At 69.3% G+C, this 15345-nt stretch carries 13 protein-coding genes; 5 read left to right on the plus strand and 8 right to left on the minus strand.

The genetic code is table 11. The features are described 5' to 3' along the window. Nucleotides 1-109: 109 nt before the first annotated feature. From AC2YHB_RS07480 to AC2YHB_RS07500, 5 genes are all read right to left on the minus strand, one after another. Complete coding sequence (locus AC2YHB_RS07480; RefSeq protein WP_179651174.1) at nt 110-970, minus strand: ABC transporter permease; 861 nt, start codon at nt 968-970, stop codon at nt 110-112. Next, entirely contained in the window at nt 967-1917 is a 951-nt protein-coding gene (locus AC2YHB_RS07485; protein WP_179651173.1) for an ABC transporter permease, read from the minus strand. The genes AC2YHB_RS07480 and AC2YHB_RS07485 overlap by 4 nt, the downstream gene beginning before the upstream one ends. Before the next feature lies 1 nt (nt 1918). Then, nucleotides 1919-3967 carry an ABC transporter ATP-binding protein gene (locus tag AC2YHB_RS07490; protein ID WP_308645669.1) on the minus strand — a complete coding sequence of 683 codons (2049 nt, stop codon included), beginning with the start codon at nt 3965-3967 and terminating at the stop codon, nt 1919-1921. An 88-nt stretch (nt 3968-4055) separates the two neighbouring features. After that, the gene (locus AC2YHB_RS07495; RefSeq protein WP_179651172.1) at nt 4056-5093 is read right to left on the minus strand and encodes a dipeptidase; all 1038 of its coding nucleotides are present in this window, start codon (nt 5091-5093) and stop codon (nt 4056-4058) included. Then, nucleotides 5077-6453, minus strand: a complete 1377-nt coding sequence (locus AC2YHB_RS07500; protein WP_179651171.1) for a serine hydrolase domain-containing protein — start codon at nt 6451-6453, stop codon at nt 5077-5079. Before AC2YHB_RS07500 ends, AC2YHB_RS07495 begins: the two co-directional genes overlap by 17 nt. A gap of 157 nt (nt 6454-6610) precedes the next feature. Between AC2YHB_RS07500 and tdh the strand changes: the two genes are divergently transcribed. The 3 genes from tdh to AC2YHB_RS07515 are packed head-to-tail and all read left to right on the plus strand — an operon-like array spanning nt 6611 to nt 9446. Then, nucleotides 6611-7645 (plus strand): L-threonine 3-dehydrogenase, encoded by a 1035-nt coding sequence (tdh, locus tag AC2YHB_RS07505; protein ID WP_179651169.1) that lies wholly within the window; start codon nt 6611-6613, stop codon nt 7643-7645. Beyond that, nucleotides 7645-8853, plus strand: a complete 1209-nt coding sequence (locus tag AC2YHB_RS07510) for a glycine C-acetyltransferase (RefSeq protein WP_179651167.1) — start codon at nt 7645-7647, stop codon at nt 8851-8853. Before tdh ends, AC2YHB_RS07510 begins: the two co-directional genes overlap by 1 nt. Nucleotides 8854-8897: 44 nt before the next feature. Then, complete coding sequence (locus AC2YHB_RS07515) at nt 8898-9446, plus strand: HutD/Ves family protein (protein ID WP_179651165.1); 549 nt, start codon at nt 8898-8900, stop codon at nt 9444-9446. Here the strand turns inward: AC2YHB_RS07515 and ctlX are convergent. From ctlX to ddaH, 3 genes are read right to left on the minus strand one after another with little or no spacing between them, the layout of a single operon-like run. Continuing rightward, on the minus strand, nt 9434-10417 hold the full coding sequence (gene ctlX, locus AC2YHB_RS07520) for a citrulline utilization hydrolase CtlX (RefSeq protein ID WP_487353707.1): 984 nt from the start codon (nt 10415-10417) through the stop codon (nt 9434-9436). The genes AC2YHB_RS07515 and ctlX overlap by 13 nt on opposite strands. After that, nucleotides 10414-11448, minus strand: coding sequence for an ornithine cyclodeaminase (locus AC2YHB_RS07525; protein WP_179651161.1), 1035 nt, complete (start codon nt 11446-11448; stop codon nt 10414-10416). The genes ctlX and AC2YHB_RS07525 overlap by 4 nt, the downstream gene beginning before the upstream one ends. Continuing rightward, the gene (gene ddaH, locus AC2YHB_RS07530) at nt 11445-12260 is read right to left on the minus strand and encodes a dimethylargininase (RefSeq protein WP_179651159.1); all 816 of its coding nucleotides are present in this window, start codon (nt 12258-12260) and stop codon (nt 11445-11447) included. The genes AC2YHB_RS07525 and ddaH overlap by 4 nt, the downstream gene beginning before the upstream one ends. A 132-nt stretch (nt 12261-12392) precedes the next feature. On the opposite strand from ddaH, the gene AC2YHB_RS07535 reads away from it, so the two are divergent. Both AC2YHB_RS07535 and AC2YHB_RS07540 read left to right on the plus strand, forming a co-directional pair. After that, nucleotides 12393-12836 (plus strand): Lrp/AsnC family transcriptional regulator, encoded by a 444-nt coding sequence (locus AC2YHB_RS07535; protein WP_036545574.1) that lies wholly within the window; start codon nt 12393-12395, stop codon nt 12834-12836. A 293-nt stretch (nt 12837-13129) separates the two neighbouring features. After that, a complete protein-coding gene (locus AC2YHB_RS07540) occupies nt 13130-14221 on the plus strand; it encodes a tyrosine-type recombinase/integrase (RefSeq protein ID WP_487353708.1) in 1092 nt (363 codons plus the stop codon). Nucleotides 14222-15345 lie beyond the last annotated feature (1124 nt).

A 15345-nucleotide genomic window follows, 5' to 3' on the forward strand; every position in this document is an offset into this window, starting at 1 on the left:
TGAGGTGGTGGGTGGTGCTCCGACGATCCAGCAGGTGGTCCGGTGCCGGTTCGTCCGGTACGACGATTCGCCGGCGGCCGGTCGGTACGGGCGGACAGGGGTCGTCGGCTCAGTCGGCCTTGCGGCCGATCGCGTCACGCAGCGCGTCGGCGAGCAGGTTGAGGGCCAGCACGGTGAGGATGATGCAGCCACCCACGGGGTAGATCAGCCACCAGTAGTCCGAGGAGATGTAGGTGACGCCGCTGGCGAGCTGGCTCCCCCAGTCCGTCGTCGGGTAGGTGAGCCCGAACCCGAGGAAGCCCAGCGCCGCCACGACGAGCACCGCGTCGGCCACCTGGAAGGTGATGTTGACGATGATCACGCCCATCGCGTTGGGGATCAGGTGCGTGAAGATGATGCGACGACGCGAGGCTCCCATCACCCGGGCCGCGAGGACGTACTCCCGGACGCGGAGGGTCAGCACCTCGCCGCGCACCAGCCGGGCCGAGACGAGCCACGAGAACGCGCCGATCACCAGCGCCAGCGTCCAGGCGTTCGCGTGGAAGCGGGCCGACAGGATGAGCACGAAGAAGAGGAAGGGCACCGAGAGCAGCACGTCGACCAGGCGCATCAGGATGCCGTCGACGACGCCCCCGGCGAGGCCGGCCACGGCGCCGTACACGGTCCCGAGGGTGGTCGCGAACACCGCCGCGAGCAGCCCGATCTGCAGGGACACCCGGCCTCCGGCCATCAGTCGCCCGAGGACGTCGAAGCCGTTGGTGTCCGTGCCGAGCGGGTGGCCCGGCCCCGGCGGGAGCGCTGCGTCGAGCAGGCTCACGTCGGTCTGGTTGGTCTGCCACACCAGCGGGCCCAGGTAGCAGAAGGCGACGACGACGAGGAGCAGCCCCAGCCCGGCCACACCGAGCGGGTGGTCGCGCAGCCGCGGTCGGCGGCGCTCGGGCGTCGTGGCGGGCATCTCGATCGCGGTCATGCGGCGAGCTCGATCCTGCGGTCGGCCAGCGCCACCGCGATGTCGGCGATGAAGTTGCCGGCGACGGTCAGCACGCCGCCGATCAGGGTGTAGGCCAGCAGCACCGGGTAGTCCTCCCGCTGGAGGCTGTTGAGGAACAACAGCCCCAGCCCCGGGTAGTTGAACAACGACTCCACGATCAGGTTGCCGGCCAGCAGGATCGGGATCATCGTGCCCACCAGCGTGATGACCGGCAGGCAGGCGTTGCGGAGCAGGTGACGGGTGACGACCAGGCGCTCGGGCAGGCCCTTGGCGCGGGCGACGCGGATGTAGTCCTGGCCGAGCTGGTCGAGGGCCGACGATCGCTGGTACTGGCTGAAGACGGCGATGCTCGTCACCGCGATGGTGGCGACCGGGAGCGCCATCGAGCGTGGGTCGGTGAACACGACCCAGGGCGAGTGCGACTGCGAGGCCTCCGCCGGGAAGAGCTCGAGCGACTGGCTGAACACGGCGATCAGGACGAGGCCGAGGAGGAAGGTCGGCGTCGCGTAGAGAACGTAGGCCAGGCTCGTCGCCCACCGGTCGACGACGCTGTTGCGCCGGACGGCCTGGAGGACCCCGAGCGGGATCGCGACGAGCAGGGCGACGACGAGGCCGGCCAGCGAGAGCATCGCGCTGCGGCCGGCGTTCTGCTGCAGCAGGGTGCCCACGTCCTGGTTCAGCTTGTACGAGCGTCCGAGGTCACCGTGCAGGAGCTGGCCGAGGTAGCTGACGTACTGCACGACAACGGGCCGGTCGAAGCCGTGCTCGTGGTTGAAGTCCGCCACCGCCTCCGGGCTGGCGCGCTGTCCGAGCACCACGCGGCCCGGGCTGTCGGAGACGAGGTGGAGGAGGAAGAAGACCACGGCCGAGATCCCCAGCAGGACCACGGCGGAGACGGCGAGCCTCTTGACGACGTACCAGGCCATGTCAGGCGGCTCCTTCCGAGTCGGCGTGCAACGGGTGGTGGCAGGCGACCTGGTGCGTGGCCGCGACCGCCTCGAGCGCCGGCTCCAGCTCGGCGCACTTCTCGGTGGCCAGCGGGCAGCGGGTCCGGAACCGGCAACCGCTGGGCGGGTCGATCGGGCTGGGCAGCTCACCGTGGATGCGGGTGCGCCGCGCCCCCACACCCGGTACGGCGGCCAGGAGGCCTGCCGTGTAGGGATGCCGTGGTGCGGCGTACACCTCCTCGGCGGAGCCGATCTCGACGAGCTTGCCGAGGTACATCACGCCGACCCGGTCGGCGAGATAGCGCACGACGGCGAGGTCGTGGGAGATGACCACGCTGCTCAGGCCGCGCTCGCGCTGGATCCGGCGCATCAGGTTGAGCACCTGGGAGCGGATGGAGACGTCGAGTGCGCTGACCGGCTCGTCGGCGACGAGGACCTCCGGGTCGAGCGCGAGCGCGCGCGCCAGGCCGACCCGCTGGCGCTGGCCGCCGGACAGCTCGTGCGGGAACCGCTCGAGGACCGCGGCCGGCAGACCGACGTCGGCGAGCAGGTCCCGGGCCCGCGCGGTGCGGTCGGCGCGGCTGCCGATGCCGTGGATCGCGAAGGGCTCGCGCAGGATCGCGCCGATCCTCATCCGCGGGTCGAGGGCGGCGCTCGAGTCCTGGAACATCATCTGGAGCCGGGAGCGCCGATCGCCGAGCCGGCCGCCGGAGACCGCCGTCCCCTCGAAGACGACGTCGCCCGAGGTCGGGCTGTCCAGCGCGACCAGCATCCGCCCGAGGGTCGACTTGCCGCAGCCGGACTCCCCGACCAGTCCGAGGGTCTCGCCGGCGGCGACCTCGAAGCTGACGCCCGAGACCGCCTTGACCGTACGACGCCCGCCGAACCAGCCACTGCTGGCGGCCCGGTACTCCCGGTGCAGGTCGACGACCTGCAGGCGGGGGCCGCTGTCCGTGACCGCAGGAGACGTCGGGGGCTCGGCCAGCCGGACGGGCGTCCGCTCGACCGGTCCGGAGGCGGGGTGCCAGCACGCGAAGGCGTGGGCCCGCTCCGTGGTCAGGGGCGGCTGCTCGGTGCGGCACCGGTCCGTGGCAGCAGCGCACCGGGGCGCGAACCCGCAGCCGGGCAGCGGCGCGGCCAGGTCCGGCGGCGCACCGCCGATGCTGTAGAGCTCCTCGCCGCGGTCGTGGTCCAGCGACGGGATCGAGGCGAGCAGTGCCTGGGTGTAGCGGTGCCGGGTGCGGTCGAAGAGCGCACGCGTCGGTCCGGTCTCGGCCAGCCGGCCGGCGTACATGACGCCGACGCGGTCCGCGTGCCGGGCGATCACGCCCATGTCGTGGGTGATCAGGACCATCGCCATCCCGAGGCGCGAGCGCAGGTCGTCGAGCAGGTCGAGGATCTCGGCCTGGATGGTCACGTCGAGGGCCGTCGTGGGCTCGTCGGCGATCACCACCTTGGGCTCGCACGCGAGCGCCATCGCGATCATCACCCGCTGGCGCTGGCCGCCGGAGAGCTGGTGGGGATGGTCCTCCATGCGCTCGCGGGGGCGCGGCAGGCCGACCATCGCGAGCACCTCGGCAGCGCGCTCGCGCGCGGCGCGCCGGGACAGCCCCCGGTGCAGCCGGACGGGCTCGGCGACCTGGTCGCCGATCCGCCGGGTCGGGTTCAGCGAGGTCAGCGAGTCCTGGAAGACCATGGCGACCTCGTTGCCGCGCAGGCCGCGGTACTGCCGCGCGGCCAGCCCGACGAGCTCGGTGCCGCCGAGCATGATCGAGCCGTCGGTCACTCGGCCACCGGACGGGAGCATGCCCATCACCGCGAGCCCGGTCATCGACTTGCCGGAGCCGGTCTCCCCGACGATGCCCAGGGTCTCGCCGCGGTGCAGGTCGAGGCTGACCCCGGTGACCGGCCGGACGACGCGCTCGCCGCGCCGGATCTCGACCGACAGGTCACGGATGCTGAGGACCCGCTCCGCACCAGGTCCGGGACCTCGCACGAGGTCGTTCACGACTGTGCTCTCGACTGCCACAGGACGATGGTGCGATGCAGGTCACCCCGGATGTTGGTACGGCGATCCCGAAGTGAGGGTGTGCCTTCGTCCGCTCCGACGAACCCGCTCATGCGGGGAGACCCAGGTGCTCGACGTACAGGCGCCGGACGTTGCCGCCGAGCACCGCCAGCACGTCCTCCTCCGCCCACCCGCGGCGCAGCAGCGCCGAGGTGACGAGCGGCAGTCCGGCGGGTCCCTCGAGGCCGGGGAGGTAGACGTCCGAGGGCACGCCCTCCACCACGGCGCCCTCGCAGCAGGGCGGAGTGGTGTCGGCCAGCACCTCCTTGAGGAAGTCCGGGCCCAGTCCGACGTGGGCCACCCCGGCCACCGAGGTGATGTGCTCGATGTGGTCGACCAGTCGGTCGACGGTGTGGTCGGTGGGGTGCAAGAAGGGTGCGAAGAAGTTGACGCACACCACGCCTCCGCCGGCGGCCACCCCGCGGATCTGCTCGTCGGTGAGGTTGCGGTGGTGGTCGCGCAACGCGCGCGCCGAGGAGTGCGTGGCGATCACGGGTCGGGTCGCCAGCTCGAGGACGTGGTCGACGCCGGTGGCGCCCAGGTGGCTGATGTCGAACAGCATGCCGAGCCGCTCCATCTCCGCGAGCGCCGCGACACCGGCTCGGGTCAGGCGGCTGCCGGTCCCGTCCTCCCCGCTCCCGTCGGCGAGCGCCGTGCGCCCGAAGTGGGCCAACGACGCGACGCGGACGCCGAGCCGGAACAGCGTGCCCAGCAGCTCGACGTCCTCCCCCACCCCGGGGGCGCTCTCGAGCGCCAGCACCAGCGCGATCCGCCCGGACTCGAGCGCGGCGTCCAGGTCGGTGCCGTCACGGCACAGCAGCGTGTCCGCTGGGCACCCCTCGGCCACGCGGTGCGCGGCCTCCACCATCCGCAGCGTGCGACGCAGCGCACCCTCCGGGCGGTAGGCGTCCTCGACGAAGACCGGCAGCGTCTGGATGTCCACGCCGCCGGCGCGCAGCTGCGGCAGCCAGTTCTCCCGGAAGTACGACGCCCAGCGGTCCACCGGCCGGGCCACGACCGCGCACAGCAGGTCGTTGTGGGTGTCGGCCACCACCGCGCGGTGGTGGAGCTCAGCTGCGTCCGTCATCGGCCCTCCGGTCCGCTCGTCCGGTGTGCAGGTACGCCGCCCGGCCGGCGCCGTCGTCGCCCAGGAAGGCCACCGGCTGGTGGGTGCCGCCCTCCGGCTCGACGGGCCACAGCGTGTCACCCCGCCAGCCCACCAGCTCCGTCCGGTACGACGGCTCGTCGATCTCCGCGAGCACGCCGAGCGGCGTCCGGTCCAGCCACAGCCGGCCCGCGGCGTCCGCGCTCACGACGGTCTCGCCGACGATCGAGGTGTAGCGGCCGACGTACCGGCTGGCCTCGGGGAGCGGGACCGGCGGGTCGGCCGGGGCCGGCGGGGCAGGCAGCTCGATGCCCGCCAGCTCCCGGACCACGTGGCCGGCGACCGCACGCCACAGCGGCTTGGCGGGCCCGCCGTTGGTGAGCAGCGTGACGGCGAGGTCGTGGTCGGGCAGCAGGCGCAGGAACGCCGACTGGCCGATCGTGTTGCCGTCGTGGCCGACGACGACGGCGCCGGGGACGTCGAAGAGCTCCCACCCCAGGCCCCACGCACGGCCCTGGCCGATGTCCGGCAGGTCGACCTGGGCCTCCTGCATCGACCGCACCTGCTCGGTGTCGAGGATGCCGCGACCGCCGGCGAGGTGCATCCGGGCGAAGCGGTCGAGGTCGCCTGCGCTCATGGCCAGCATCGAGCCCGCCGGCGCGTTGGACCGCGCCAGCGCCCAGGTCGTCGTCGGAGCCAGGCCCGCGTCGGTGGCGACGTGGCCGACCGCCACCCGGTGCAGCACCGCCTCGTAGGGATCGCACGCCGTGTGGGTGGCGCCGAGCGGCCTCAGCAGGTGGTCGCGCAGGCAGTCGTCGTAGGGACGGTCACGGACCACCTCGACCAGCCGGCCGAGCAGGCAGAAGCCTGCGTTGTTGTAGGAGAACATCGCGCCCGGCGGGAACAGCTGGGGCACCTCGGCGAGCTCGCCGACGTACTTCTCGATGCAGTCGTCGCCCTTGCCGGTGTCGGTGAAGACGTCGCCCTCGAAGCCGGAGGTGTGGCTCAGCAGCTGGCGCACGGTGATCCGGTCCGCTGCCTCCGCATCGCCGAGCGACAGCTCGGGCAGCCAGGTCCGCACCGGCCGGTCCAAGTCCACCGCACCCTCCGCCACCAGCTGGAGCACGAGCGTGGCGGTGAGGACCTTGGTAACGGAGCCGATCTGGAAGACGGAGTCGGTGGTCGCCGGCACCCCGGTCGCGGTGCTCAGGAGACCCGCCGCCTGCTCGGCGACCTCCTCCCCCCGCGACACGGCGACGGAGGCACCCACGACGCCGTACCGGGTCAGCAGGCCGGGCAGCTCCTCCCGCAGCCAGCCGTCGATCGCGTTGAGTGACGCCACGCCCACCTCCCCTTCGGCCCCGGCCGGCCGGCCGGGGTGCGGACGAGCATAGGTGCGCTCGGACCGTCGTCCCTTCGTCGATCTCCACCACTGCGTCGCGCCGGTTTCGTGGAGTCGGCCAAGCCGGCCGAGCCCCCGTCGCTGGAGCCTTGGGCCCATGCGAGCCCTGTTCAAGTCCCGCACCGGCCCCGGCTTCCAGCTGGTCGAGCGCCCGGAGCCCGTCGCCGGACCCGGGGAGGTCAAGATCCGGGTGCTGCGGACCGGCATCTGCGGCACCGACCTCCACATCTACCGGTGGGACGGCTGGGCGCGGGGCGCGATCGCGCCGCCGCTGATCCCCGGCCACGAGTTCTGCGGCACCGTCGTCGACGTCGGCCCCGGCGTCGCCGACGTGCGTGTGGACGACCTGGTCTCCGGCGAGGGTCACCTCGTGTGCGGCTCGTGCCGCAGCTGTCGCGCGGGACGCCGGCACCTCTGCATCCGCACCTCCAGCCTGGGCGTCGACCGCGACGGCGCCTTCGCCGAGTACGTCGTCCTCCCCGCCGCGAACGTGTGGGTGCACCGAGACGAGGCGGACCCGGACGTCGCCGCAGTCTTCGACCCGCTCGGGAACGCCGTCCACACGGCGCTGGCCTTCCCCCTCGTCGGCGAGGACGTGCTGATCACCGGCGCCGGTCCGATCGGCCTGATGGCCGCGGCCGTCGCCCGCAGGGTCGGCGCGCGCCACGTCGTGGTCACCGACGTCAGCCCGGACCGGCTGGAGCTCGCCCGTGCGCTCGGCGCCGACCTCACGGTCGACGTGACGACCGGATCGGTCGCGGACGCCCAGGCACTGCTGGGGATGAGCGAGGGCTTCGACGTGGCGCTCGAGATGTCGGGCGCCCCGAGCGCCCTGCCCGAGATCATCGCCAACCTCAACCACGGCGGACGGATCGCGGTGCTCGGGCTGCCGAGCGCGCCGGTCCAGGTCGACTGGGCCCGCGTGGTCAGCCACATGATCACGATCCGCGGCATCTACGGTCGCGAGATGTACGAGACCTGGTACGCGATGAGCTCGCTGCTGAGCTCCGGCCTGGACATCACGCCCGTCATCACCGACCGTTTCCCGGCCGCGGACTGGGAGGCCGCCTTCGCCGCCGCCGCGACCGGGCACGGCGGCAAGGTGGTCATGGACTGGACGGCGGTCGCGTGATGGGCACGAGCCACCGCCAGGCGGTACGGGCCGAGCTCCGCGAGGAGCTGCACGGGATCCGGGACGCGGGACTGCTCAAGGTCGAGCGCGCGATCGCGGGTCCGCAGCACGCGACGGTCGAGATCGGCGGCGACGAGGTCCTGAACTTCTGCTCCAACAACTACCTCGGCCTCGCCGACCACCCGGCGGTCGTGGCCGCTGCTCGCGAGGCGCTCGACCGCTGGGGCTTCGGCATGTCGAGCGTCCGCTTCATCTGCGGCACCCAGGAGCAGCACGTCGAGCTGGAGGACCGCATCGCCGGCCTCCTCGGCGCGGAGGCCGCGATCCTCTACTCCTCGTGCTTCGACGCCAACGGCGGCCTGTTCGAGGTGCTCGTCGACGAGCGCGACGCGATCATCTCCGACGAGCTCAACCACGCCTCGATCATCGACGGGATCCGGCTCACCAAGGCCCGCCGCCTCCGGTACCGCAACCGTGACCTCGCCGACCTCGAGCGCTGCCTGGTCTCGACCGCGGACGCGCGTCGCCGGCTGGTCGTCACCGACGGCGTCTTCTCCATGGACGGCTACCTCGCGCCGCTGCCGGAGATCTGCGAGCTGGCCGAGCGCCACGACGCACTGGTGGTCGTCGACGACTCGCACGCCGTGGGCTTCATCGGCGCGACCGGTGGCGGGACGCCCGAGCTGATGGGCGTCCAGCACCGCGTCGACATCGTCACCGGCACCCTCGGGAAGGCCCTCGGCGGCGCCTCGGGCGGTTACGTCGCCGCCCATCGCGAGATCATCGACCTCCTGCGCCAGCGCTCACGTCCCTACCTGTTCTCGAACGCGGTCGCCCCGCCGGTCGTGGCCGGCTCGCTCGCCGCACTCGACCTGGTCGCCGCCGGGGCCGGGGCACGGGATCGCCTGCGCCGGAGCAGTGCGCTGTTCCGCGAGCTGATGACCGAGGCAGGCTTCGACCTGCTGCCCGGCGAGCACCCGATCGTCCCGGTCATGTTCGGGGACGCCCGCCTCGCCGGCGAGGTCGCCGAGCGGATGGTGGACCACGGTGTCCACGTCGTCGCGTTCTCCTACCCGGTGGTCCCCCTCGGGAAGGCCCGGATCCGTGTCCAGCTCTCCGCCGCCCACGACCAGGACGACGTCCGGCGCTGCGTCGCGGCGTTCGTGGCGGCCCGGGCCGAGTCTGGGATCCGGGATACCGACAGCTGAGGCAGCCTTCCGCACCTGGCTCGCATCCGGTGGACTGGACGACGATGACCACCACGATCACCCGCGCCGCGGACCTGCCCCGCATCCCCTGGCGCAACGGCCAGGGACTGACCACCGAGCTCGCCATGAGCGGCTCGTCCGACGACTTCGCGTGGCGGGTGAGCCTCGCCGACGTGACGCAGAGCGGCGCCTTCTCGCTATTCCCAGGCGTCGACCGGACGATCGTGCTGGTCGAGGGCGAGGGCATGGCGCTCCACCTGCCCGACGGCGTCCACCCGCTGGAGCGCGACGTGCCCTTCGCGTTCGACGGAGGGCTGGTGGTGTCGTGCACGGTCGAGCGGCCCACGCGCGACCTCAACCTGATGACCCGCCGCGGTACGACGACCGGAACGATCGAGGTGCTCCACCTCGACGGAACGGCGGACGTCGTACCGGGGACGGAGAGCGTGGTCGTCGTGGTGCTCGACGGCTCCTGCTCCGTCGGCGGCGAGCGCCTGGGGACCGGCGACGTCGCGGTCGTGACCGGCGCGGACGCCACCAGGCTCGACGGTGCCGGCCGGGTGGCGCTGGTCCGGATCGCTCAGGCGGGCTGAGGAACCGGTCGCGCTGCCTGCCGCGGGGCCCCGGGCGGGGCCTGCCGCGGCGCCAGGTGGATGCCCGCGATCATGCAGCGGACCGAGCCCCCGGCCAGCTCGATCGTCGGTACGTCGATGGGCAGCAGCCGCGTGTGGGCGGTGATCACCTCGACCTGCTGCTCGGTCAGGCTGGCGAGCGCACGCGACGACAGCACCAGCACCGGACCGTCGGCACCGGTGAGCTCGATGGTGTTGCCCGCGAACTCGTCGAGCTGGCCGCTGGCGAGCTCGACGACGGTGTGGCCCGTGGTGGCGAGGCTGGCGGCGACGGCGTGCCGCTCCCCCGCGTCCGGGATGGAGTCGAGCGCCACCAGGGCGACCTTCGGCCCGACCGCCATCATCACGTTGGTGTGGTAGATCGGTGCGCCGCGCCCGTCGACGGTCGTGAAGACGACCGGGCGGTAGCCGAGGTCCTGGCAGACCATCGCGACGGCCCGGTCGTGGGAGCGGAACGAGCGGGCGACGTACGCCACCCGGTGGTCGTGGTCGAGGACCATCGACCCCGTGCCCTCGAGGTAGAGCTCCTCGTCCTCGAGCACGGAGTAGTCGTGCGCGCCGGTGATCCGGAAGGTGCTGCGGAGCGCGTCGATCACGTCCCGGCGGCGCTCGGTGCGCCGGTTGGGCGAGTACATCGGGTAGAGCGCGACCCGGCCGTCGGGGTGCGTGGTGAACCAGTTGTTCGGGAACACGCTGTCCGGCCGGCCGGCCTCCTCGTCCTCGAAGAGGTGCACGCGGATCCCCGCCCCGGTGAGGGTGTCGACCATCGCGGTCACCTCCCGGTACGCCGCCTCCGCCAGCGCGGCCGTCGGCGTCACCGGCGTGCGCGGCTGGAAGAGGTTGTCGGCGATCGTCTCCGGGTTGGGCGCGAAGCGGTGCGGGCGGACCATCACCACGTCCCGCGGCGCCTGGGCGCTGGCGAAGGCGCTCATACGCCGACGGGGATGGCCGCGGTCGCGTAAGCGAACAGGTCCTTCGGGTCGGCGGGCTCGGCGACCAGGTCGACCGTCGGCGACTCCCCGGCGGCCCGGATGGCGTCGTACACGTAGCGCAGCGCGCTGAAGTCCTCGATCGCGAAGCCCACGGAGTCGAAGAGCGTCACGTCGGTCGCGCTCTCCCGTCCGGTACGACGGCCCTGGACGACCTCCCACAGCTCGGTGACCGGGAAGTCGGCCGCCTGGCGCTGGATCTCACCCTCGATGCGGGTCTGCGGGGTGTACTCCACGAACACCCGCGCCGCCGCGACGGTCCGCGGGTCCAGCTCGGTCTTGCCGGGGCAGTCGCCGCCGATGCCGTTGAGGTGCATGCCCGGCACCACGGCGTCGTGCGGCAGCACGATCGCGTTGGCCTTGTCGGCCGTGCAGGTGGTGACGATGTCGGCGCCGAGGCACGCGTCACGGGCGTCGGTGGCGCGGTGGACGTCGAAGCCCGCGCGGGTCGCGTTGCGCTCGAGCTTGTCCATCGCGGCCGGGTCGGTGTCCCAGATCCGCAGCCGGTCGATGCCGAGCACGGTGCGGAAGGCGAGCGCCTGGAACTCCGCCTGGGCCCCGCAGCCGATCATCGCCATCGTGGTCGAGTCCGGCCGCGCCAGGCGACGGGCGGCCATCGCCGAGGTCGCCGCGGTGCGCAGCGCCGTCAGGATCGTCATCTCGCTGAGGAACAACGGGTAGCCGTTGCCCACGTCCGCGAGCACGCCGAAGGCGGTGACGGTCTGGAAGCCGCGCTCGGGGTTCTTCGGGTGGCCGTTGACGTACTTGAACCCGTAGGTGACGCCGTCGCTGGTGGGCATCAGCTCGACGACGCCCTCCGTCGAGTGGCTGGCCACCCGCGGGGTCTTGTCGAACTCCTGCCAGCGGGCGAAGTCGGCGTCGATGACCTCGGTGAGCTCGCGCAGGATGGTCTCGACACCGCGCTCGGAGACCCACCGGACCATGCCGGGCACGTCGAGGAGGCTGATGGTCATGCGCGCAGCTCCAGGGTGCAGCACTTCGCGCTGCCGCCGGCCTTGACCAGCTCGCTCATGTCGACGCCGATCGGCTCGTAGCCACGCTCCCGCAGCCGCTCCGCCAGTCGCGGGGCGCGGTCGGACATCACCACGTGGACGCCGTCGCTCATCGCGTTGAGGCCGAAGCCGCAGGCGTCCTCCTCGGTGGCGTGGATCGCGCCGGGGAAGAGCTGCTCGATGGCCGCCCTGCTCGCGGCCGAGAAGGCGCCCGGGTAGTAGGCGACGGTCTGCTCGTCGAGCACCATCAGCGCGGTGTCGAGGTGGTAGAAGCGCGGGTCCACCAGCTCGAGCCCGATGACCGGGACGCCGAAGAACGCGGCCAGCTCGGCGTGCGCCTCGCGGGTGGTGCGGGTCCCTGCGGCCGCCAGCATGACGCGGCCGACGGTCAGCACGTCGCCCTCGCCCTCGTTGCGGACGGTGGCGGTGCGGACCTCCCGGTAGCCGGCGGCCTCGAACCAGGCGGCGTAGGCCGCCGACTCGCCCTGGCGCTCGGCGTGGGTGAACCGCGACACGAGCACCCGGCCGTCGTACACGACACCGGCGTTGGCGGCGAAGACCATGTCGGGCAGGCCGGGCACGGGCTCGACGACGCGCACGTCGTGGCCCAGACGCTGGTACGTCGCCCGGAGCTCCTCCCACTGCTGCTCGGCCCTGGCCACGTCCACGGGCACGGCGGTGTCCATCCACGGGTTGATGGCGTACTCGACCGCGAAGTGGGTCGGCGGGCACATCAGGATGTCGAGGTGTCGTGGCGGCGCGGCAGTGAGCATCAGGGTCCTCTCATCGGTGGGCGTGGCAACGCTAGAGTCGGCAGCGGGCGCAATCAATCGCCATCCGTTGCGCGTCAGACCCCAGTTCGTTGCGTGGATCAGCCGTTCACGCAAGATCCGAAGGAGACCGCGATGGACGCGCTGGACCGCCAGATCGTCGACCACCTGCTGCGCGACGGCCGGGCCACCTTCCAGGAGATCGGGAAGGCGGTCGGCCTGTCGGCGCCGGCCACCAAGCGCCGGGTCGACCGGATGCGCGAACGGGGCGAGATCGCCGGGTTCACCGCCCTGATCGACCCCGCCGCCCTCGGCTGGGACACCTCGGCCTACGTCGAGCTGTCCTACCAGGGCAATGTCTCCGCCGACCGGCTCAAGCGCGACCTCGAGGCCTTCCCGGAGGTCATCGGGGCGTGGACCATCACCGGCGACGCCGACGCGCTGGTCCACGTCGTGGCCGCCTCGATGGCCGACCTCGAGCGGGTCATCGAGGGCATCCGCGCCGTCGAGCAGGTCGACCGGTCACGGACGGTCGTGGTGATGTCGCGGCTCTTCGAGCGGCCACTGCACGGGAAATGACGAACGGCCCCGACGCGCAGGTCGGAGCCGTTCGGTTCGGTCGGGCTGACAGGATTTGAACCTGCGACCCCCTGACCCCCAGATGTGCGAACGCGGTTCCAGAGCCGTTCTAAGGGGTCATAGATTTTGGCGGTGCTACAGCGTTTTTGCAGGTCAGAGGTCAGTTTCTGATAACAACCCGAGTCTCAGCAGGTCAGCCTGCTAGTTCTGCCGACACGAGGAATGCCCGCGTTCCGTGTCATAGATGTGTCATGATGTGGCCTCTCAGACCCCTTGACTTGGAGACGTGACACATGGCGAGCATCGACAAGCGTGGCGACAGGTACGACGTTCGCTACCGCGTGGACGGCAAGAGCAGGCGCAAGACGTTCACTCGGCATCAGGATGCATTGACGTTCAAGGCTCAGGTGGAGAACGAAGCGGCCACGGGCAGAGGCATCGACCCTGTGTCAGCTCGGACCACCTTTAAGGCGTTCTACCCGCTGCACGTCAAGAGCCGCGTGAACGTCAAGCAAGTCACCCTGACCACGTCCAAGACGCTCTACGACAATCACGTCAACCGTTGGGACGACTGGCCGCTAGAGCGCATCACACAGGCAGCGGTACAGGACTGGATTGCTTCCATGGTGCTAGAGGCCAGGGTGAGCGCATCCACCATCAGGGCTTGCTACAAGGAGTTCTCTGCGGCCATGAAAACCGCCGTGGCGGGCCGGTACATCAGAGAGACGCCATGCGTAGGCATCAACCTCCCGACCGTGGACCGTGACCCGATGGTGGTTCTCGACCATGCCGAGATTCACCAGTTGGCAGAGGCAATCAATCCGAGGTTCAAGGCACTGGTGCTGTTCTTGGCCTACTCCGGGTTCCGCATCGGTGAAGCCTCTGCGCTCAGGTGGAGCGACGTGGACTTGGTCAAGGGCACTGCAACGGTCCACAACACCGTCACGGAGGTTGTCGGCAAGGGACTAGTCCTAGAGCGTCCCAAGACCCGTGCAGCGCTCAGGACCGTACCGCTCCCCCGGCACGTCATCGACGCCTTGAAAGAGCACCAGAGCCGCTTTGGCGGGCAATGGGTTTTCACGACCTCCAACGGGACGCAGGTCAATCCCCGAACGTTCAACAGGCGCGCCTTCGCTACGGGTCTAACCAAGGCCAAGTTGTCATGCAGAGTGCACGACCTCCGGCACACGGCAATCAGCCTGTGGATTCGTCAGGGCGTAGACCTTCCACGGGTTAAGGCGTGGGCAGGCCACACCGATGCAGCATTCACGCTCAACACGTATGCAAAGTTTTTCCCCACTGACGACACAGGCATCATGGAAATGTTGAACAAGAACATTGACACTGCCCTTGAACTTTCGAAGAACAAGGAAACATCTCAATAATCTATACAGAGTGAGGGCTAATCTATACAGTTCTTAATCTAGAGTTCTCAAAGGTAATAATCTGATAAGAATAATCAGCCGTAACCTTAGAATCGGAACAAAGGTATAATGGAACTGAGCGAGATTGAACGAGTGAGAAACGGTCAATGATGCTGGACTAGTTCCGCACCGCTCTTCCCCGGACGTTTCTTCCAACTTGGCGTCCGGGGAAACAATACGTGATATAATTGAAGAGAAGATGGAAACAAGTTAGCGCTTATCCTCAAACCATCTTCATGGTCCCAATGAGTTTAAGACGTACAACTCATTGGGACCGATAGAATTTTGGTGTGCATAGTTTATCTCACGTGGAATGTGTGGTATACTTGATGAAGCGAATAGTTCCGAGACTGTCAGCAAGGAAGGTTCCATCTTAGTTTTCTCTATTGGTAGTAGATGAATACAAACGAAGAGGCCCCGTGTCTGACAGCACGGGGTCTCTTTGCATTTACTACCTAAGGAGAAGCAATGAAAGAAGAAACCTACAGACAGAAGCAAGAGTGGCTAGACAACATCATGGCTAGCAATCTGTCCCATGCAACAAAGACGTTTGCGTACTGCATCTTTAAGAGGATGTACGGAACAAAGGTCACGTCACACCCAATGACTGACGATATTCTGGCCGATGGAGGGTTTACTTCGTCTGGTCACTTCACCGAGTACCGCCGCGCACTCGTCAACTGTGGAGCACTGTCGGCAGAGTTGGACTATCACACGGCTAGGGCCACAAACAAGAACTATGAATACACCTTATGTCTTGATTGGGATGGAGCCGTAGCACCTCTGGGGGAGAGCCGTAGCACCTCTGGGAAGAGCCATAGCACATATGGGGGAAGCCATAGCACCACAGGTGCTAGTAATACTACAAACAATACTCCAACTAATCTTACAAGTAAGACAACAACAGATGTGCCGTCGTCCGCTAGCGCTTCCGACGTCACATTGTGCAAGATTGAATTAGACGAAGAGTTCACCTATACAATCAAGGATGTCTCATCCTGTTCTAATGGGGAACTTGCCGGGTCTTATCGAGTAGACCTAACAGGAGTCACCAAAGAGCCCGCCGTAGCACCTGTAGAGGTACA

The organism is Nocardioides sp. SRI_004, assembly GCF_057586415.1.

What these genes read in the sequence shown, in the direction of transcription:
- AC2YHB_RS07480 (WP_179651174.1), bottom strand. Translation starts at nt 970, where the DNA reads ATGACCGCGATCGAGATGCCCGCCACGACGCCCGAGCGCCGCCGACCG.
- AC2YHB_RS07485 (WP_179651173.1), bottom strand. Translation starts at nt 1,917, where the DNA reads ATGGCCTGGTACGTCGTCAAGAGGCTCGCCGTCTCCGCCGTGGTCCTG.
- AC2YHB_RS07495 (WP_179651172.1), bottom strand. Translation starts at nt 5,093, where the DNA reads ATGACGGACGCAGCTGAGCTCCACCACCGCGCGGTGGTGGCCGACACC.
- tdh (WP_179651169.1), top strand. Translation starts at nt 6,611, where the DNA reads ATGCGAGCCCTGTTCAAGTCCCGCACCGGCCCCGGCTTCCAGCTGGTC.
- AC2YHB_RS07510 (WP_179651167.1), top strand. Translation starts at nt 7,645, where the DNA reads ATGGGCACGAGCCACCGCCAGGCGGTACGGGCCGAGCTCCGCGAGGAG.
- AC2YHB_RS07515 (WP_179651165.1), top strand. Translation starts at nt 8,898, where the DNA reads ATGACCACCACGATCACCCGCGCCGCGGACCTGCCCCGCATCCCCTGG.
- ctlX (WP_487353707.1), bottom strand. Translation starts at nt 10,417, where the DNA reads ATGAGCGCCTTCGCCAGCGCCCAGGCGCCGCGGGACGTGGTGATGGTC.
- AC2YHB_RS07525 (WP_179651161.1), bottom strand. Translation starts at nt 11,448, where the DNA reads ATGACCATCAGCCTCCTCGACGTGCCCGGCATGGTCCGGTGGGTCTCC.
- ddaH (WP_179651159.1), bottom strand. Translation starts at nt 12,260, where the DNA reads ATGCTCACTGCCGCGCCGCCACGACACCTCGACATCCTGATGTGCCCG.
- AC2YHB_RS07535 (WP_036545574.1), top strand. Translation starts at nt 12,393, where the DNA reads ATGGACGCGCTGGACCGCCAGATCGTCGACCACCTGCTGCGCGACGGC.
- AC2YHB_RS07540 (WP_487353708.1), top strand. Translation starts at nt 13,130, where the DNA reads ATGGCGAGCATCGACAAGCGTGGCGACAGGTACGACGTTCGCTACCGC.